Raw genomic sequence first — 17,400 nt, forward strand, 5'->3', positions numbered from 1 at the left:
GACCGTGTCCAACGGATAGAAGGGGAGACATGGCTGCATCGCCAGGCAAGGTACTGATCACCGGGGGCGCGTCCGGGCTGGGCGCGGCGACCGTCAAGGCGGTCGCGGACGCCGGCGGGACCCCGCTGGTGCTCGACCGCAAACCCCCGGTCGCCGGCGTGCCCTACATGCCGGTCGACCTCACCGACACCGCCGAGACCGAGCGGGCCGTCGCGGAGCTGGCCGAGCAGGCAGGCGGGCTGGACGCGGTGTTCACCGCCGCGGGCATCGACTTCCCCGGCAAGCTCACCGATGTGCCCACCGAGGACTGGGAGCGCGTCGTCAAGGTCAACCTGTTCGGCACCGCCGCCGTGGTGCGCGCCGCGCTGCCGTACCTGGAGCGCTCGCACGGCAAGGTCGTCACTGTGGCCTCCACCCTCGGCGTCAAGGCGGTCAGCGACGCCACCGCCTACTGCGCGTCGAAGTGGGGCGTCGTCGGTTTCACCCGCGCGCTGGCCGCGGAGACCGCGGGCCGCATCGGCGTCACCATGCTGGTGCCCGGCGGCATGCACACCGCGTTCTTCGACTCCCGCGACGAGCAGTACAAACCGCCCGCGGACGCCAAGCTGAACAACCCGGAGAACGTGGCGCAGACCGTGCTGTTCGCGCTGACCCAGCCGGCCGGCTGCGAGGTGCGCGAACTGGTCGTCGCGCACTCGGAGGAGGGCTCCTGGCCGTGACCGGCGACATCCTGGTGCTGCGGGCGCTCGGGATGGGCGACCTCCTGGTCGCCGTCCCGGCGTTGCGCGGCCTGCGGGCCGCGTTCCCGGACGCGCGGATCACCCTCGCCGCGCCCGCGGCGCTGGACGAGCTGGCCGCACTCACCGGCGCTGTCGACCGGGTGCTGCCCACGACCGGCCTCGGCGCGCTGCGCTGGACCGGCGCGCCGCCCGCCCTCGCGGTCAACCTGCACGGCAGCGGCCCGGAGAGCGTGACGGACCTGCTGGCCACGCGGCCGGAGCGGCTGCTGACCCACCGGCACCCGGACTTCCCGGACGCCGACGGCCCGGACTGGCGGGAGGACCAGCACGAGGCGCACCGCTGGTGCCGGCTGCTGGAGTTCGCCGGCATCCCGGCCGACCCGTGCGACCTCGGGCTGGCCCGGCCCGAGTTGCCGAGCCCGGCGGCGGACGCGGTCGTCGTGCACCCCGGCGCGGCGTTCGGGTCGCGGCGCTGGCCGCCCCGGCGCTTCACCGAGGTGGCGCGCGAGTTCTCCCGCGCTGGTCACCGCGTCGTGGTCACCGGTAGCGCCGCGGAACGGGACCTCGCGAGAGACCTCGCCTCAGCCGCCGGCCTCGGCGACGACGCGGTGCTGGCCAGGCGCACCGGTCTCACCGAGCTGGCCGCCCTCGTGGCCGGGGCGCGGCTGGTGATCAGCGGCGACACCGGCGTCGGCCACCTGGCCACCGCCTACGGCACCCCGTCGGTGCTGCTGTTCGGCCCGACCCCGCCGTGGCGGTGGGGACCGCCGCCCGGCACCGAGGACCGGCACGTCGTGCTGTGGGCGGGGGAGGAGGGCGACCCGTTCGCCGGCACGCCAGCCGCCGGGCTGCTGCGGATCACCGTCGACGAGGTCGTCGCCGCGGGCCGGAAAGTGCTGCGGCCGGTGGCGGAGGTGTGACGTGGCGGCCGTCGGGGTCGCCGGGGCCGGCTACGTCGGCCTGACGACCGCAGCCTGCCTCGCCGAACTGGGCCACGAAGTGGTGTGCGCCGAGGTCGATCAGTCCAAAGTGGACGAGCTGTCCCGTGGCGAGGTTTCGCTGGGCGAACCGGACCTGGCCCCGCTGGTGCGGGACGGGCTGGCCGCCGGACGGCTGCGGTTCACCGCGGACCCCGGCGCGCTGGACGGCCGGGAGTTCGTGTTCGCCTGCGTGCCCACCCCGGCGGGCCCGGACGGCGCGGCCGACCTCGGTGCGGTCGAGGCCGTGCTCGCGGCGCTCCACCCGGGCCCGCGCACCGTGCTGGTGGTCAAGTCGACCGTGCCGGTGGGCACCTGCGCCCGCATCGCGGAGACCGCCGGGATCCCGGTGGTGAGCAACCCGGAGTTCCTGCGCGAAGGCCATGCCGTGCACGACTTCCGCCACCCCGACCGGATCGTGCTCGGCGGCGAGGAACCCGGGGTGGCGCGGGTCGCCGCGCTCTACGCGGACCTGGGCCCGCCGGTGGTGCGCACCGACCACGCCAGCGCCGAGCTGGGCAAGTACGCGAGCAACGCGTTCCTGGCCCTGAAGCTGTCGTACGTGAACCTGCTGGCCCGGCTGTGCGAGCGCACCGGCGCCGACATCGACGCCGTCACCCGCACGATGAGCCTGGACCAGCGGATCGGGCCGCACTTCCTGCGCCCCGGGCCCGGCTGGGGCGGGTCGTGCCTGCCCAAGGACACCAGGGCGCTGGTGGCGACGGGCGCCGCGGCCGGGGTGGACCTGACCGTCCTGCGGTCCGCGATCGAGGCGAACGACCGCCAGCACGACCACGTGGTCGCGCGGATCCGGGAGGCCGTGGGCGGGCGGCTGGACGGGGTGCGGATCGGCCTGTTCGGGCTGACCTTCAAGGCCGGCACCCACGACCTGCGGGACTCGCCGGCGCTGGCCGTGGCCGGCCGGCTCGCCGCGGCGGGCGCCGTGCTGACCGGCTACGACCCCGGCGTGACCGGCGACCAGGCCGGGCCCGTCCAGCGCGTGGACGACCCGGTCCTGGCCGCCAAGGGCGCGCGGGTGCTGGTCGTGCTGACCGAGTGGCCGGAATTCGGCGGGCTCGACTGGAGCCAGCTGGCTGCCGTCGCCGAGGGTGACGCCGTGGTGGACACCCGGGGCGTGCTCGATCCCGCGGCGCTGCGGGGGAGCGGGCTGCGCTGCCTGCGGCTCGGGCACGCGGCGTGACGGTCAGTGGGCGACGGGCGCGCCCTGCGCGAGGTGGCGCGCGGCCACGGTGACGCTCGGGAAGAGCGGCAACTGCTCGTGCAGGCCGGTGACCTCCAGCGGGCGGATGACCACGCGGTGGCTGCCTGCCAGCGCCCAGCGCACGGAGCGGCCTGCGGCGGCCTCGTCGGCGTCGACCAGGGCCTGCAGGCCCGCCGAGCCGAGGAAGGTGACCGATTCGAGGTCGACGATGAACGTGCGGCCGTCGTCGGCGCAGCCGGTCAGGAAGGCGCGCAGCGCGGGCGCCGCGGCGAGGTCGAGTTCACCGGTGAGGCGGGCCAGCCGGATCCCGTCGGCGCGGTCGGTGAGGTCGATGCGGAGTTCGTGAGCTTCGTACACGGGAGTCTCCCCGGGTAGTGGTGAGCACAGCGGGGAAGCCCACACACACGTCCAAGAATCCGAAGAGTCGAAATTCGAAAGCGCAAGGGCCAGGTGTGTCGTTCCCCGGCACGGCTGGTCACTCAACCGCTCCCCACCGACCGTACGGACCAGCGCGCCGCGTTGGCAACCCGGGTCATCCGGTTAGCGATGTTCCGGGTGGGCATCCGGTGCTCGTCGGCACGACGGCGAGCCGCTCGCGGCCGCCGACCGGTCGTCGTGGTGGGTGCACCGGCGGTGCGGGACAGCGATGGTCCCGCACCGCCGGTCCGCCGCTACCGCACGGTCGCCCACACCGTCTTGCCGCCGGCGGGCTCCCGGTCGCACCCCCACTGCTCGGAGGTCTGCGCGACCAGCAGCAGCCCCAGGCCCGGCGGGTAACCGCTTTCCCGGATGACCGCCTCGCGCGGGTCGTCGTCGGTGACCTTGACCGTCAGCTGGTCCCGGTGCAGCTCCAAGCCGAGCCGGGGTGTCGCGTGGGTGTGCCGCAGCGTGTTCTCCACCAGCTCCGTGGCGATCACGACCGCGTCCGGCGCCAGCGCGGGAACCCGCCACTTCGCGCACACCTCGGTGGTGAACCGGCGGGCCCGCCGCGCCGCGTCCAGTGTCCTGGGCAGCCTCAGCTCGGTACTGCGGCGCATCGCGCTCCCAACCGTCGCGGACGGGACGGGACATACCCGGTGGCCGGGGCGCGAAACGCGCGCCGTTTGCCCCGGTGGGGCACGGGTACGGCCCGACCATGGCGCCGGTCCTGAACGGCACCGACCTCATGGTCGACAAGCTGCTCGTCCTCGACGCGCACCGCTGCGATTTCGCCCCGCTCCTGCACATCGCCCGCGACCTGCGGGAACAGGTGGACTGGGAGCGCGTGGCGAAGGAGACCGGCGAGTCCCCGTACGTGCAGGCGTTCCTGACGCTGCTGGACTCGCTGGACGTCGTCGAGCTCGAAGGAACCGCGTGATGGCAGCCGAGCAGGAGACACCCCAATACCGCGCGGCCCACCTGCGCCGCGCGCTCGCCGAGGACCCCCGGACGGCCGAGATGGGCGTCCGGGTCAACGTCCGCGGCGACGACGTGCACCTGTCCGGGGAGGTGACCTGCGACGAGCGGCGCGCCGAGCTGGAGAACGTGCTGCACGAGGTCGCGCCCGGCCTGCGGGTGCACAACGACGTGCGGGTGGCCAACACCCGCGAACCGGCCCGGAGGGAGGACCTGCGGTGATCCGCGTGGCGGCGGTTGCTGGAGGGCGACTCGACCCGGCTGGAGGTCGACGGGCAGACCCTCGGCGTCGCCGGGGTGAAGGGCTTCGGCGGCGGGTTCGCGGGCAAGTGCGCCAGCGCGTTCGGCGAGCGGGAGATGAAGGCGTTCTCGAACACAGCATCGAACGGGCGGGCGCGCTGCGCCGCGCGATGATGGAACTCGACGACGTCGGCTACCGCGTCGCGCTGATCCACTACTCACCCATTCCGGAGACCCTGCGCGGCGAGCCGCCGGAGATCTACCCGTTCCTCGGCGCCTACCAGCTGGGCGAGGTCATCGACGAATGCGGCGCCGACCTGGCCCTGCACGGCCACGCGCACGTCGGCTGCGAGCAGGGCGTGACCCCGGGCGGGGTGCGGGTGCGCAACGTCGCCCAGCCGGTCATCCGCAGCGCCCACGCCACCTACGGGTTAGGCTCTTGATTCACCGGTGTGATCGGGAGCACTCTGGGTTCGTCCACTCGGCACCCGGGGAGGGCGCATGACGGAGCTGAAGGCACGTCCCATCGTCCTGGGCAACCGGTACGAGCTGCCGGCCAGGCACCGCAGGGGCAACCTGCTGGTGAAGATGGCGAAGACGACCGATCACAAGCTGATCGGCCAGATGTACCTGTACACGTCGCTGGGCTTCTTCGTCGTCGGCGGGTCGCTCGCGCTGCTGATGCGGGGCGAGCTCGCGCGGCCCGGGATGCAGTTCCTGTCGCCGGAGCAGTACAACCAGCTGTTCACCATGCACGGCGCCATCATGCTGCTGCTCTACGCGACGCCGAACGTGTTCGCCTTCGCCAACCTGATCCTGCCGTTGCAGATCGGCTCGCCGGACGTGGCGTTCCCGCGGTTGAACGCGTTCTCCTACTGGCTGTTCCTGTTCGGCGGCTCGATCGTGCTGTCCTCGTTCCTCACCCCGGGCGGCGCGGCGGACTTCGGCTGGACCGCCTACACCCCCCTGTCCGACGCCGCGAACTCCCCCGGCATCGGCGGGAACCTGTGGATCACCGGCCTGATCGTCTCCGGTCTGGGCACCATCCTCGGCGCGGTGAACATGCTGACCACGATCGTGTGCCTGCGCTGCCCCGGCATGACGATGTGGCGGATGCCGATCTTCACCTGGAACATCCTGTTCACCAGCGTGCTGGTGCTCGCGGTGTTCCCGATCCTGACCGCGGCGCTGTTCGGGCTGCTGGCCGACCGGCTGATCGGGGCGCACGCGTTCGACCCGGCCGTGGGCGGGGCGATCCTGTGGCAGCACCTGTTCTGGTTCTTCGGCCATCCCGAGGTCTACATCATCGCGCTGCCCTACTTCGGGATCATCACCGAGATCGTCCCGGTGTTCAGCCGGAAACCGCTGTTCGGCTACCGGCTGATGGTGTTCGCGACGTTGGGCATCACGGCATTGTCGTTCGTGGTGTGGGCGCACCACATGTTCGCCACCGGCGCGGTGCTGCTGCCGTTCTTCTCGATCATGACGTTCTTCATCGCGATCCCGACCGGCATCAAGTTCTTCAACTGGATCGGCACGATGTGGAAGGGGCAGCTCACCTTCGAGACGCCGATGCTGTGGTCGGTGGGGTTCATGGTCACGTTCCTGCTCGGCGGGCTGACCGGGGTCATCCTCGCCTCGCCGCCGCTGGACTTCCACATCACCGACAGCTACTTCGTGGTGGCGCACTTCCACTACGTGCTGTTCGGCACGATCGTGTTCGCCACCTTCGCCGGGGTGTACTTCTGGTTCCCCAAGATGACCGGGCGGATGCTCGACGAGAGACTCGGCAAGCTGCACTTCTGGACCACGTTCGTCGGGTTCCACACGACGTTCCTGGTGCAGCACTGGCTCGGTGACATGGGCATGCCGCGCCGCTACGCCGACTACCTGGACAGCGACGGGTTCACCGTGCTGAACACGATCTCCACGATCGGCGCGTTCATCCTGGGCGCCTCGATGCTGCCGTTCATCTACAACGTGGTGCGCAGCTACCGGTTCGGGGATCCGGTGGAAGTGGACGATCCGTGGGGCTACGGCAACTCGCTGGAGTGGGCCACCTCGTGCCCGCCGCCGCGGCACAACTTCCTCGAGCTGCCCCGGATCCGGTCCGAACGGCCCGCGTTCGAGCTGCACTACCCGCATCTGGTGGAGCGGCTGCACGACGAAGGACACATCTCCCTCACCGGGAAGACCATCCCGCACTCCGAGGCGCCGAAGACGCCGTCGGAGAAGGTCACCGAGGAGCTCAGCGAGGGCGGCTCGCCCACCGCGCACGATTAGCGCTCTCCGCCCGGGGGTAGCCGGACTACGAGCTACCCCGAGGGAGGCGAGGCATGACTGAGAGCACGGGCCGCGGGTCGACCGCGGTCGACGACCGCTCGATCGGGCAGCTCGTCCAGGACATGTCGCAGCAGGTCCAGCGGCTGGTCCGGGACGAGATGCGGCTGGCGGCCGAGGAGCTGCGGCGGAAGGGCAAGCGCGTCGGGACCGGCGCGGGCCTGGCCGGCGCGGCCGGGATGCTCGCGCTGTTCGGGGCGGCGACGCTGGTCGCGGCCGCGGTGCTGGCGCTGGCACTGGTGGTGCCGGGGTGGGCAGCCGCGCTGATCGTCGGTGGCGCGCTGCTGCTGATCGGCGGGGTGGCCGGACTGGCAGGCAGGAAGCAGCTGTCGGCGGCGGTGCCGCCGGTGCCGCAGGAGGCGGCGTCCGGGGTGCCCAAGGACGTGGCGGCCCTGCGGGAGGGGGTGCGCCGATGACCACGAAGAAGGACACCGTCCCGCGCGACGCCGAACAGGCGCGGCTCGACCTCGAACTGACCCGCCAGGAGCTCGGCGAGACCGCCGAGGCACTGGCCGGGAAGGTGCGGGAGACCGCCCACAGGACACAGCGGATCGCGCTCGGCACCGGTGCCGGGATCGGGATCCTGGCGCTGGTCTTCGTGATCGTGCGAAGGCTGACCGCCCGGAGGTGACACGATGGCGACGCAGTCGCATGTGGACGAAGCACTGTGGGACGAGTTCCACCGCGTGGTGAACATGACCTCGCGGGAGCTGGGGGACTGGCTGCGGGTCCGCTCGGCCGGCACGGACAGCGAGGAGCTGCCGGACCAGTCGGGCACGAAGACCGGGCAGCACGTCCTGGAGATCCTCGGCAAGCGCCGGACGGACCTCACCGAGGACGACGAGCGCGTCATGCGCAAGGTGGTGGACAGGGTGCACGCCGAACGGCGGGACGACCTGGAGCCGACGGCGGGCCAGGAGAACTGGCGCCACCGGCTGATGACGATCGGGCACGACCCGTTGAAAGGGGCCGGCTGATGGAACGCGGCAGTGAGAAGCACAGCCCGCGCGAGGACGACGCACTGAAGGCCGAACTGCGCGGCACCTTGCAGGGCAACCGGTCCAGCCGCGCCGAGGAGTGGCGCGACCCGGAGCCGCCTGCGGACGACGACCCGGACGTCCCCCTGGCCGGCGAACGGCCCGAGGGGCGGTAGGGGAAGCGAGCGGCCCGTGGTGTTGTGCGTGAGGGGCACCACGGGCCGTTCCGCGGTTCCCGCCCGCGTCAGGCGATCCGGCGGTGCCGCTTGGCTGGTGAATGGCGCGAGGGGCGGTAGGGGGAGTGAACGGTTCGTGGTGTTGTCCGGGAGGGGGCACCGCGGGCGGTTGCGTGTTTCCGCTGGCGTCAGGTGATCCGGCGGTGCCGCTTGGCTGATGGATGACCCGAGGGGGCGGTAGGGGAAGCGAGTGGCCCGGCGGGACGACGACCTGTACGTGATCCACATCGACCCGGGCGGCGACAGGTACCTCTCGGCGGTGCGCGGTGTCGGCGTGTGGCCTGCGCTGTTCACGTCCGGCATCGACGACTTCGACTTCGCCGGGGGCAAGCTCTACGGGGTGACGAACACGTTCCCGTTCAGCGGGCGGGTCGTACGGATCGACCCGGTGTCGGGGTGGACGCACCCGGCGTCCGGGCCGGTGCTGCCGCCGGCGACCGCGTACGGCTCGATCGTGCTGGCGGGGGAGACGCTGTACGGGACGGCACGCCGCAGAGCCGGCCGCAGCCGCACGCTCCGGGTCGCCCGGGACGGCTCCGAACCGGTGGCCGGGGTATCCGCCGGGGTGCCGCTGTCCGAACCGGACAGTGCCGGGTGCCCGCGGGCGCCCGCGCCACCGCCGCCCCGTCCTGCTCCGCCGCCGCCACCGGTGGCGCAGGTGTCCACACAGGAGCGCACCGAGGAGAAGCACGGGTGGTCGTTCACCGTGCTGGTGCTGATCCTCGGCGCCGGGATCGCCGTGCGGCGGCTGAGCCGGTGAGTCAGAGCAGGCGGCGCTGCACGACGTCCGCGACGACGGTCTCCACGACCCGGCCGACGTCGCCGGCCGCCGGGCGGTGCGCGCGGTCGGCGAAGAGCACGTGGGCTGCGCCGATCAGGGCGAGCGCGAGGGAGTCCACGTCGGCGTCGGCGGCGATGCGGCCCTGTGCGCGCTCCTCGGTCAGGTAACCGGCGAGCATGGCCGCCGCGTCGGTGAGGACCGGGATGCCGCGCCCGAGCCGGGCCCGCAGCTCGTCCCGGAAGACGACGAGTCCGACGATGCCGACGGCGACCGGGTCGAACAGCTCGGTCAGGGCCGCGGTGAGGTTGCCGGTGACGGTGCCGGTGCCCGCCGACGCGCGCAGGATGGCGCTCTGGTCCCCGATGCGGCGCACGCGGTCCTGGACGAGTTCGGCGAGGAAGGCGTCGAAGTCGGCGAAGTGCCGGTGCAGCACGCCTTTGGCGACGCCCGCTTCGGTGGTGACGGCGCGGCTGGTCAGCGCGGCCGCGCCGTCGCGGAGCAGAACGCGCTCGGCGGCGTCGAACAGCTGCTGGCGCGCGTCGCGGATGTGCACCCCGGTTGGCATGCGCCCATTGTCCTCCTTGCCGTTGTGGGCGATTGCCCACTAAGGTGGGCGCATGCCCACTTCGCACGAGGTCAAAGAGATGGCCGAGTCATTCGGGGTCGACGCAGGCCGCTACGACCGCGCTCGGCCGCCCTACCCCGACGCGCTGATCAACCGCATCGCCACCCTCAGCCTCGCGAGTCCCACACTCAACGCCGCGAGTCCCACGCTTGGCGGCGCGAGTTCCACGTTCGAGGACGCCTCGCCCCACGGGCTGGTGGTCCTGGACGTCGGCTGCGGCACCGGCATCGAGGCCCGGCAGTTCCGGGCGGCGGGCTGCCGCGTGCTCGGGGTCGACCCGGATCCGCGGATGGCGGAGTTCGCGCGCCGCGACGGGATCGAGGTCGAGGTCGCGACGTTCGAGGACTGGGACCCGGCAGGTCGCGAGTTCGACGCGGTGGTGGCGGGGCAGGCGTGGCATTGGGTGGCGCCGGAGGCGGGCGCGGCGAAAGCGGCGGCGGTGCTGCGGCCCGGCGGGCCCCTGGCGGTGTTCGCGCACGTCCTAGAACCGCCGCCCCAGGTCGCGGAGGCCTTCGCCGAGGTGTTCCGCCGGGTGGTGCCCGACTCGCCGTTCGCCGGGCTACCGGGCGGCGACGCGGTGGCGGCCTACCGCGCCGGCTTCGAGCGGTTCGCCGAATCCTTCCGGAAGACCGGGGCGTTCGCCGAGCCGGAGCACTGGCGGTTCGACTTGGAACGCACCTACACCCGCGAAGAGTGGCTGGACCTGCTCCCCACGACCGGCGGCCTGACCCGCCTGCCCGCCGCCGCGCAAGCGGAGATCCTGACCGCGGTCGGCGCGGCGATCGACGACCTCGGCGGCGCGTTCACGAAGACGTTCACCACGCTCGCGGTGGTCGCCGTGCGCGCCTGAAGCGGCGGTGCCGCCCGAGTGGCCGGCACCGCCGCGTCAAGCCGTCAACGTTCTCAGTCCTTCGCTCCGGCGGGGTTGGTGAAGTCGCCGAGGTAGGTGCCGTGGCCCTCGCGGACCAGCGGGCCGTCGAAGTGCAGCACCTCGTTGACGAGGCCGCCCTTCTGGTTGCGGTAGTTGATGACCACGGTGTCCACACCGGAGTACACGCCGACCACCTCGAAGCGCAGGTCCGGGATGCGCCGCAGGCCTTCGCTCCAGTAGGCGCGCAGGGCGTCCTTGCCGCGGATCACCGCGGTACCGATCAGCTGCGCCGCGACCGGTGAGGTGAACACGACGTCGTCGGTGAAATGCGCCAGCAGCGCGTCGAGGTCGTGTGCGTTCCAGGCCTTGGCCCAGGCTCCGGCGAATTCGCGGGCGTCCATGCCCCGAAGCCTATCCGGCTCACTCCGCGCTCAGGGCGAAGACGGTCGTGGTGTGGTACACCCCTCCGGGCCGTAGCACGGTCCGCCGCCCCGCGGCCCACGGCTCCGGCGATCTCGAAGAAAGCGTTCGGCAGCGTCGGCGGCCAGCCCGTCGAGCGGTACACGCTGACCAGCGGCAACGGGATGCGGGTGCGGATCCTGACCTACGGCGGCACGATCCAGACGCTGGAGGCGCCCGACAAGCGCGGGCGCGCCGCGAATGTCGTGCTCGGGTTCCCGACATTGGCCGACTACGTGGCGAAGAACAGCCCGGCCGGAGGCGGCGGACCGTACTTCGGCTCGCTAATCGGCCGCTACGCCAACCGGATCGCCGGCGGCCGGTTCACCCCGTAGATGTCGCCGGAGGACTCGCCCGCCAGGTTCCAGTAGGTGTGGTTGGTCAGGTTCACGACGGTCGGTTTGTCGGTGGTGGCGCGGTAGTCGACGGTGAGCCGGTTGCGGCTGTCCACTGTGTACGTCACGGTGGTGGTCAGGGTGCCGGGGTAGCCTTGGTCGCCGTCGGGGCTGACCAGAGGAGGTCACGGCGGGCAACCCTACCGCCGCGGAAAGGATTGTGGCGCACGCGATCGGAACGAGCTTTCGCATGAGGGCTCTCCTCGGTCACTGCTGGAGCCGGTACTCGGCGTGCACGAGCTCGAGCAGCTCGGCCAGGGATGCCGACCAGCCGGGCCACGTCGGCCATCCCGGTCCTGGTCGGCACGAAGTGCGAGTTGGTCGTGACGTGGTTGACGAAGACGAAGCGCCGGGCCGGGGTTTCCGGGAACGCGCCGCCGCCGCCCGATCCCGGGCTGTCGCGGACGCCTTGGCAGGCTGCCAGCAGGGCCGAGGCGCCCCACGGCTCCGCCGCCTGCTCCGAGGAATTTCAGGGCGCTCCGCCTGGAGGTGAGGCTGATCTGGTCGTTACCTGCATGAATGATTGGATGATTCCTCGATACAGCCGACCCCTGTCGTGTGATGGGTGCATTGACTTTATGGATCAATGATTTGAGGATTACTCCGTGAGCAGGAGTCAGAGCGGGCCGCTCGGGCGGCACCGCACCCTCCACGGCCAGGTCGTGGAGTGGCTGGGGCGGCGCATCGTGTCCGGCGAACTCGCCAACGGTAGCCAGCTGCCCAACGAGGCCGACCTGGCGGCCCAGCTGAACGTCAGCCGCGGCGGGGTGCGCGAGGCGGTCAAGGCGCTGGCCGCCAAGGGGCTCGTCGAGCCGCGGCCCCGCCTCGGCACCCGGGTGCTGCCGCGCGAGCAGTGGAACCTGATGGACCGCGAGGTGATCAGCTGGCACGGCCAGCTCTCCGACGCGGCCTTCCTGCGGGACCTGCTCGAGCTGCGGCTCATGGTCGAGCCCGCCGCCGCGCAGCTGGCCGCCGAGCGCGCGACGGACGAGCAGCTCGCCGTGCTCGAGAACGCCTGTGCCCGGATGGCGGAGGAGGCGGGCCGGGTCGACGCGGATTCCGCCGCGTTCGTCGAGGCCGACCTGGCCTTCCACCTGACCCTGCTGCGCGCGAGCGGCAACCAGCTCGTGGAGCAGCTGGGCCGGCTGCTGGAGGCGAGCCTGCACCACGGCCTGGCGGCCAGCTCGCACGCGCCCGGCGGGGTGTCCGCGACGCTGCCCCTGCACCAGGCGGTGCTCGTCGCGGTCCGCGCCCGCAGGCCGACGGCGGCCGCGCGGGCGATGCGGAAGCTGATCGAGACCACCACCGACGCGGTGCGGCGGATGACGCCCGAGGGGGACTGACGCGGTGTCCACAGTGGACCAGGTGACGGAACCGGTTGCCGCGCACGGCGAAGGGCCGGTGTGGGCGCCGGAGTGGCCGGGTGTGCGGTGGGTGGACATGCTCGCCGGGGACGTGCTGGAACTCGACGGCGGCGAGGTCCGCCGCCACCACGTCGGCGCGGTCGCGGCGGCGCTGCGGCCGGGCGCCGCGGGCGGGGTCGTGCTGGCGCTGGAGCGCGGGTTCGCCCTCGCCGACGCCGCGCTCACCGAGGTGCGGCCGCTGGGGGAGGTATGGACCGGCGCCGGGGTGCGGATGAACGACGGCGGGTGCGATCCGGACGGCCGGTTCTACTGCGGCTCGATGGCCTACGACGAAACCCCGGGCGGGGGCGCCCTGTACCGGCTCGACCCGGACGGCGCCGTCACCACGGTGCTCACCGCGGTGACGATCTCCAACGGCCTCGCCTGGAGCCCGGACGGCGGCACGGCCTACTACGTCGACACGCCCACCGGCCGGATCGACGCCTTCGACTACACCGCCGCGGCCGGGCTCACACGCCGTCGCCCCGTGGTCACCATCCCGGCCGGGATCGGCTCCCCGGACGGCCTCACCGTCGACGCGGAGGGCAACATCTGGGTCGCGCTGTGGGGCGGCGGCGCGGTGCACTGCTACACCCCGGCCGGCGAGCAGGTCGCCCGCGCCGAGCTCCCGGTCACCCAGGTCACCGCGTGCGCCTTCGGCGGGCCGGACCTGGCCGAGCTGTACGTCACGACGTCGCGACAGGGCGTCGAGGAGGGCACGCAGCCCGAAGCCGGGGCCCTGTTCCGCCTCCGGCCCGGCGTGCGGGGCCTGCCCGCCCACCGCTATTCCGGCTGCTGACATCTCGGTACCGGAATACGTACTTTCCCGGTGCCGGGTTGGGCCGCGACCAGGCAGGGTCACTCTGTCGTGGTTTGCGCACCCGGAGGAGTGACGATGCGAGCGGTCAAGGCGGTCGAGCTGGGCCTGGTGGCCGGGCTGGTGCTGACCAAGACCGCGCTGCGCGCCGCGACGGGCGGCCTGGCCGGCCCGGCGTCCCGCACCGGGCCGGCCATCCCGGTCACCCGCGGCCGCGGCCAGTCCCGGACCGTCATCACCGACGACGGCGTCGAGCTGCACGCCGAGGTCTTCGGCGACCCGGCCGCGCCGGTGACCGTCGTGCTGTGCCACGGCTACGCCCTGTCCAGCGCCAGCTGGTGCTTCCAGATCGCCGAGCTCGCCCGCCACGCCCGGGTCGTCACCTGGGACCAGCGCGGGCACGGCCGCTCCCAGCGCGGCGCGGCCGCGCACGCGACCGTCGACCAGCTCGGCCGAGACCTGCGCGCGGTGCTCGACGAGACCACCCCCCGCGGGCCGGTGGTCCTGGCCGGGCACTCGATGGGCGGCATGACGATCATGGCGCTGGCCGAGCAGGAGCCGGAGCTGTTCGGCACCCGCGTCGCCGCCGTGGCGCTGCTCGCCACCAGCGCTGAGCCGGTGCTCGGCGGACTCGGCCTGCCCCGGCACGGCATGCGCGCGCTGCACTGGGTCACCCCGTGGGCGCTGGCGCTGCTGCAGCGGGCCACCGTCCTGGCCGGACCGCTGCGCGAGCTGACCGGCGCGGTCGTGCCCCGGCACGCGTTCGCCTCCGACGTCCCGCCGCACGTCGCCGAATTCCTGGTCGAGCAGATCGGGCAGACGCCGCTGGACGTGCTGGCCGACTTCTTCCCGCAGTTCCGGGTGCACGACAAGACCGCCGCACTGGCCGCGCTGAACCGGGTCGACTGCCTCGTCCTGGCCGGCTCGCACGACGTGGTCACGCCGCCGGAGAACAGCGAGGCGATCGCGCGGGCGGTGCCCGGCGCGGATCTGGTCGTCCTGCCCGACGCCGGCCACGCCTTCCCGCTGGAGCACCCGGAGCCGGTCAACGCGCACTTGGTGACCCTGCTGCGGCGGCACAGCCACCGCCGAACCGCCTGATCAACCCCGAATCCGGCCTAGACTCGGGGAATGCCCGACGTCTCGCGAGGCGCCGGCAACCTGCCCAGCGAACTTACCAGCTTCGTCGGGCGGCGCCGCGAGCTCGCCGAAACCCGCCGCCTCCTGGCCGCCGCCAGGCTGGTCACGCTGACCGGGGTCGGTGGTGTCGGCAAGACCCGGCTGGCCCTGCGCGCGGCCGCCGACGTGCGGCGGGCGTTCCCCGACGGCGTGTGGTTCGTGCCGCTGGCCGAGCTGCGTGATCCGGCCCTGCTGGCCCACACGATCGCCACCACGCTCGGCCTGACCGACGAGGCCGGCGCGCAGGTGGGCGGGCTCGCCGAGTACCTCGAGGACCAGCGCGTCCTGCTGGTGCTGGACAACTGCGAGCACGTGCTGGACGCGTGCGCGGTGCTGGTCGCCAAGCTGCTGTCGGCCACCTCGTCGGTGCGGGTGCTGGCCACCAGCCGCCAGCTGCTGCGCGCCGACGGCGAACAGGTCCTCGTCGTGCTGCCGCCGGTGCCCTCGGAAGGGGAGCCCGCGGTCGAGGCGGTGACGTTGTTCGCCGAGCGCGCCGCCGCCGTGGTGCCCGGGTTCACCATCGACGCGTCCAACCGGGACACCGTCGTCCGCATCTGCCGCCGCTTGGACGGCATCCCGCTCGCGCTGGAACTGGCCGCGGTCCGGCTGCGGGTGCTCTCGGTCGAACAGCTCCTGCAGCGCCTGGACGACCGGTTCCGGCTGCTCACCGACGGCAGCCGCACCGCGCCGGACCGCCAGCAGACGCTGGAGGCGGCGATCGCGTGGAGCTACGACCTGTGCAGCCGCGCCGAGCGGGCCGTGTGGTCGGCGGTGTCGGTGTTCGCGGGCGGCTTCGACCTGGAGGCCGCCGAGGCGGTGTGCGCCGCGGTCGGGATCGCCCCGGACGAGGTGCTCGACCTGATCGCCGCCATGGTGGACAAGTCCATCTTGGTCCGCGGGGACGGCACCTTCGGGCGCGCCGCGTGGTACGGGATGCTGGAGACCGTCCGCGAGTACGGGCACGTCCGGCTCATGCGGTCCGGCCGCGAGAACGCCGTGCGGGGCCGCCAGGTCGAGCACTGCGCCCGCCTGGCCCGCCGCTACCGCGCGGAGAGCTTCGGCCCGCACCAGCTGGACTGGGTCGGCCGGATGCGGCGCGGGCAGCCCAACATCCGCGTCGCGCTGGAGCACTGCCTGGCCGGCGGCCCGGAGGGCGCCTGCCGCGCGGCCGAGATCACCGGACCGCTGTGGGACTACTGGTTCGCCGGCGGCTTCGTGCCCGAGGGCTACCGCGGGCTGCGGGCGCCGCTGGCCCAGGAGGTCGCCCGCGACACCCCGGCCCACGCCCGTGCCCTGCAGGGCGCCGCGTTCGTGGCCGCGCAGATCGGCGACGAGGAAGCGGCCCGCGCGATGCTCGCCGAGCTGCGTGAGCTGGCCGAGGCGCTGGACGACGACAACCTGCGCGCCGGATGGGCCCAGTGCGCCGGCATGGGCTCGATGTTCCTCGGCAGGGTCGACCGCGGCCGCGAGCTGATGGAGCAGGCCCTGGACGGGTTCCTGCGCACCGGCGACGAGGTGCAGGCGTGCAACACGCGGATCCTGCTGGCCGCGGCGCTGTTCTTCGTCGACGACCCCGAGGGCCTGGTGGTGGCCGAGGCCGCGCTCGCGCAGTGCGAGGAACACCACGCCGACTGGTCCCGGGCCTACGCCCTGTGGGCGGTGGCGATCAACACCTGGCGGCGGGGCGACCACCGCCGCGCGTCGGCCCTGCTGCGCGAGGCCATCGCGATGCGGCAGACCGACCGCACCCAGCTGGCCTTCACGATGACCGCGCTGGCCTGGTGCGCGGGCGCCGCGGGGGAGCACGAGCGCGCCGCCGGGCTGCTCGGCGCGTCCAGCGCGATGTGGCGGATCAGCGGCGCCGGCGTTGCCGAGACCGGTCCGCACCGGCAGTTCGACGAGGAGTGCGAAGCGCGGGCCCGCGAGGCCCTCGGCGACGACGGCTACACCCGCGCGTTCGCCGCGACCAGCGGGTTCGACGTCGACGAGGCGATCGCGTACGCGCTGGCCGAGAAGCCGGCCGGGCCGCGGGCGCCGCGCCGGAGCAGGCAGCGCAGCCCGGGCGGGCTGACCCGGCGCGAGCGCGAGATCGCCGAGCTGGTCGCCGACGGCCTGAGCAACAAGCAGATCGCCGGCAGGCTGGTCGTCGCGCAGCGCACCGCGGAGACCCACGTGGAGAACATCCTGACCAAGCTGGGCTTCACCTCACGCGCCCAGATCGGCGCGTGGCTGGCCGAGCAGCGCGCCGCACCGGGGGACGGTACGTAGCCCGGTTCTACGTACCCAGATGCGTAGGACTCCCGGTTCCCCGGCTCCTCTTCCCGGGCACTCTGGTATTCGCGACCGGAGCCGAGAACACCGGAGGGGTGGTCATGAAGGTCGATTCGCCGCCGCAGCCCTGCTCGCGGTGCCACCGCCAGGTGGTGCTCGCCGGGTTCAGCTGGGGACGGCAGTGGGTGCACCTGGGCACGTGGCGGCCGCAGTGCGGTCCGCCGTCCTGGGCGCTCGCCCGCTCGGCCGGGACCACCTCGACGGCGGCTTCCTGACCCCGGTCCGGTCCACAAGTCCAGCCGTCCGGCGCCGCCCTCCCCCTCGCGTGCCGGCCGGTCGAGCGCGGCGGGTCGTGCCCAGCCTGCCCGCGAACTCCGGCACCCCGCCGCGCTCACTCCAACCGAACGCGAAGAACCGCCCCGCTCCCCGGGGCGGTTCTTCGCGTGACAAGAAGTTCACCGGCCGCGGCCCG

At 73.1% G+C, this 17,400-nt stretch carries 22 protein-coding genes and 2 pseudogenes; 19 read left to right on the top strand and 5 right to left on the bottom strand.

The window, feature by feature from the left end; translation table 11 throughout:
• Window positions 1-29 precede the first annotated feature (29 nt).
• The 3 genes from AMETH_RS12870 to AMETH_RS12880 are packed head-to-tail and all read left to right on the top strand — an operon-like array spanning window position 30 to window position 2,918.
• Window positions 30-719, top strand: a complete 690-nt coding sequence (locus AMETH_RS12870; RefSeq protein WP_017981891.1) for an SDR family oxidoreductase — start codon at window positions 30-32, stop codon at window positions 717-719.
• The gene (locus AMETH_RS12875; RefSeq protein WP_017981892.1) at window positions 716-1,660 is read left to right on the top strand and encodes a glycosyltransferase family 9 protein; all 945 of its coding nucleotides are present in this window, start codon (window positions 716-718) and stop codon (window positions 1,658-1,660) included. The genes AMETH_RS12870 and AMETH_RS12875 overlap by 4 nt, the downstream gene beginning before the upstream one ends.
• A gap of 1 nt (window position 1,661) precedes the next feature.
• A complete protein-coding gene (locus AMETH_RS12880) occupies window positions 1,662-2,918 on the top strand; it encodes a UDP-glucose dehydrogenase family protein (protein WP_017981893.1) in 1,257 nt (418 codons plus the stop codon).
• 3 nt (window positions 2,919-2,921) lie between these two features.
• Here the strand turns inward: AMETH_RS12880 and AMETH_RS12885 are convergent, their stop codons facing one another.
• Window positions 2,922-3,296 (bottom strand): STAS domain-containing protein, encoded by a 375-nt coding sequence (locus AMETH_RS12885; RefSeq protein ID WP_017981894.1) that lies wholly within the window; start codon window positions 3,294-3,296, stop codon window positions 2,922-2,924.
• 314 nt (window positions 3,297-3,610) lie between these two features.
• Window positions 3,611-3,976 (bottom strand): ATP-binding protein, encoded by a 366-nt coding sequence (locus AMETH_RS12890; protein WP_017981895.1) that lies wholly within the window; start codon window positions 3,974-3,976, stop codon window positions 3,611-3,613.
• Between the two features lie 89 nt (window positions 3,977-4,065).
• Between AMETH_RS12890 and AMETH_RS12895 the strand changes: the two are divergent.
• The 9 genes and pseudogenes from AMETH_RS12895 to AMETH_RS12930 all read left to right on the top strand — a co-directional run.
• Window positions 4,066-4,296 (top strand): annotated as a pseudogene (locus AMETH_RS12895) (hypothetical protein); the annotation flags it as partial.
• Window positions 4,296-4,556 (top strand): BON domain-containing protein, encoded by a 261-nt coding sequence (locus AMETH_RS12900; protein WP_017981897.1) that lies wholly within the window; start codon window positions 4,296-4,298, stop codon window positions 4,554-4,556. The pseudogene AMETH_RS12895 and the gene AMETH_RS12900, both read left to right, overlap by 1 nt.
• A 15-nt stretch (window positions 4,557-4,571) precedes the next feature.
• Window positions 4,572-5,017: pseudogene (locus tag AMETH_RS12905) on the top strand (metallophosphoesterase family protein); the annotation flags it as partial.
• A gap of 58 nt (window positions 5,018-5,075) precedes the next feature.
• On the top strand, window positions 5,076-6,857 hold the full coding sequence (gene ctaD / locus AMETH_RS12910) for an aa3-type cytochrome oxidase subunit I (RefSeq protein WP_017981898.1): 1,782 nt from the start codon (window positions 5,076-5,078) through the stop codon (window positions 6,855-6,857).
• 53 nt (window positions 6,858-6,910) lie between these two features.
• Window positions 6,911-7,330: a phage holin family protein gene (locus AMETH_RS12915; protein WP_017981899.1), complete on the top strand. Its 420-nt coding sequence runs from the start codon at window positions 6,911-6,913 to the stop codon at window positions 7,328-7,330.
• Window positions 7,327-7,545 carry a DUF3618 domain-containing protein gene (locus AMETH_RS12920; RefSeq protein WP_017981900.1) on the top strand — a complete coding sequence of 73 codons (219 nt, stop codon included), beginning with the start codon at window positions 7,327-7,329 and terminating at the stop codon, window positions 7,543-7,545. Before AMETH_RS12915 ends, AMETH_RS12920 begins: the two co-directional genes overlap by 4 nt.
• Before the next feature lie 4 nt (window positions 7,546-7,549).
• A complete protein-coding gene (locus tag AMETH_RS12925; protein ID WP_017981901.1) occupies window positions 7,550-7,891 on the top strand; it encodes a DUF3140 domain-containing protein in 342 nt (113 codons plus the stop codon).
• Entirely contained in the window at window positions 7,891-8,067 is a 177-nt protein-coding gene (locus AMETH_RS38695; protein WP_017981902.1) for a hypothetical protein, read from the top strand. The genes AMETH_RS12925 and AMETH_RS38695 overlap by 1 nt, the downstream gene beginning before the upstream one ends.
• Window positions 8,068-8,317: 250 nt before the next feature.
• Entirely contained in the window at window positions 8,318-8,887 is a 570-nt protein-coding gene (locus tag AMETH_RS12930) for a hypothetical protein (RefSeq protein ID WP_017981903.1), read from the top strand.
• A 1-nt stretch (window position 8,888) separates the two neighbouring features.
• On the opposite strand, the gene AMETH_RS12935 is transcribed toward AMETH_RS12930, so the two are convergent.
• A complete protein-coding gene (locus tag AMETH_RS12935) occupies window positions 8,889-9,473 on the bottom strand; it encodes a TetR/AcrR family transcriptional regulator (protein WP_017981904.1) in 585 nt (194 codons plus the stop codon).
• 79 nt (window positions 9,474-9,552) lie between these two features.
• Here AMETH_RS12935 and AMETH_RS12940 point away from each other — a divergent pair, with 79 nt between their 5' ends.
• Window positions 9,553-10,383: a class I SAM-dependent methyltransferase gene (locus AMETH_RS12940; protein WP_017981905.1), complete on the top strand. Its 831-nt coding sequence runs from the start codon at window positions 9,553-9,555 to the stop codon at window positions 10,381-10,383.
• Window positions 10,384-10,436: 53 nt separating this feature from the next.
• On the opposite strand, the gene AMETH_RS12945 is transcribed toward AMETH_RS12940, so the two are convergent.
• Window positions 10,437-10,805: a nuclear transport factor 2 family protein gene (locus tag AMETH_RS12945; protein WP_017981906.1), complete on the bottom strand. Its 369-nt coding sequence runs from the start codon at window positions 10,803-10,805 to the stop codon at window positions 10,437-10,439.
• A gap of 183 nt (window positions 10,806-10,988) precedes the next feature.
• Here AMETH_RS12945 and AMETH_RS41435 point away from each other — a divergent pair, with 183 nt between their 5' ends.
• On the top strand, window positions 10,989-11,198 hold the full coding sequence (locus AMETH_RS41435) for an aldose epimerase family protein (protein WP_017981907.1): 210 nt from the start codon (window positions 10,989-10,991) through the stop codon (window positions 11,196-11,198).
• On the opposite strand, the gene AMETH_RS36685 is transcribed toward AMETH_RS41435, so the two are convergent.
• Window positions 11,159-11,326, bottom strand: a complete 168-nt coding sequence (locus AMETH_RS36685; protein ID WP_410468207.1) for an aldose epimerase family protein — start codon at window positions 11,324-11,326, stop codon at window positions 11,159-11,161. The genes AMETH_RS41435 and AMETH_RS36685 overlap by 40 nt on opposite strands.
• A 537-nt stretch (window positions 11,327-11,863) precedes the next feature.
• Here AMETH_RS36685 and AMETH_RS12955 point away from each other — a divergent pair.
• The 5 genes from AMETH_RS12955 (at window position 11,864) to AMETH_RS37935 (ending at window position 17,203) form a co-directional block, all read left to right on the top strand.
• Window positions 11,864-12,601 carry a FadR/GntR family transcriptional regulator gene (locus AMETH_RS12955; protein WP_017981909.1) on the top strand — a complete coding sequence of 246 codons (738 nt, stop codon included), beginning with the start codon at window positions 11,864-11,866 and terminating at the stop codon, window positions 12,599-12,601.
• A 13-nt stretch (window positions 12,602-12,614) separates the two neighbouring features.
• Window positions 12,615-13,460: an SMP-30/gluconolactonase/LRE family protein gene (locus AMETH_RS12960; protein WP_017981910.1), complete on the top strand. Its 846-nt coding sequence runs from the start codon at window positions 12,615-12,617 to the stop codon at window positions 13,458-13,460.
• A gap of 96 nt (window positions 13,461-13,556) precedes the next feature.
• Window positions 13,557-14,579, top strand: a complete 1,023-nt coding sequence (locus tag AMETH_RS12965; RefSeq protein WP_038532087.1) for an alpha/beta fold hydrolase — start codon at window positions 13,557-13,559, stop codon at window positions 14,577-14,579.
• A 30-nt stretch (window positions 14,580-14,609) separates the two neighbouring features.
• The gene (locus AMETH_RS12970) at window positions 14,610-16,925 is read left to right on the top strand and encodes an ATP-binding protein (RefSeq protein WP_017981912.1); all 2,316 of its coding nucleotides are present in this window, start codon (window positions 14,610-14,612) and stop codon (window positions 16,923-16,925) included.
• 104 nt (window positions 16,926-17,029) lie between these two features.
• On the top strand, window positions 17,030-17,203 hold the full coding sequence (locus tag AMETH_RS37935) for a hypothetical protein (RefSeq protein ID WP_017981913.1): 174 nt from the start codon (window positions 17,030-17,032) through the stop codon (window positions 17,201-17,203).
• Window positions 17,204-17,400: the final 197 nt, after the last annotated feature.

The sequence above is a fragment of the Amycolatopsis methanolica 239 genome (assembly GCF_000739085.1).
GTDB classification, from domain to species: domain Bacteria; phylum Actinomycetota; class Actinomycetes; order Mycobacteriales; family Pseudonocardiaceae; genus Amycolatopsis_E; species Amycolatopsis_E methanolica.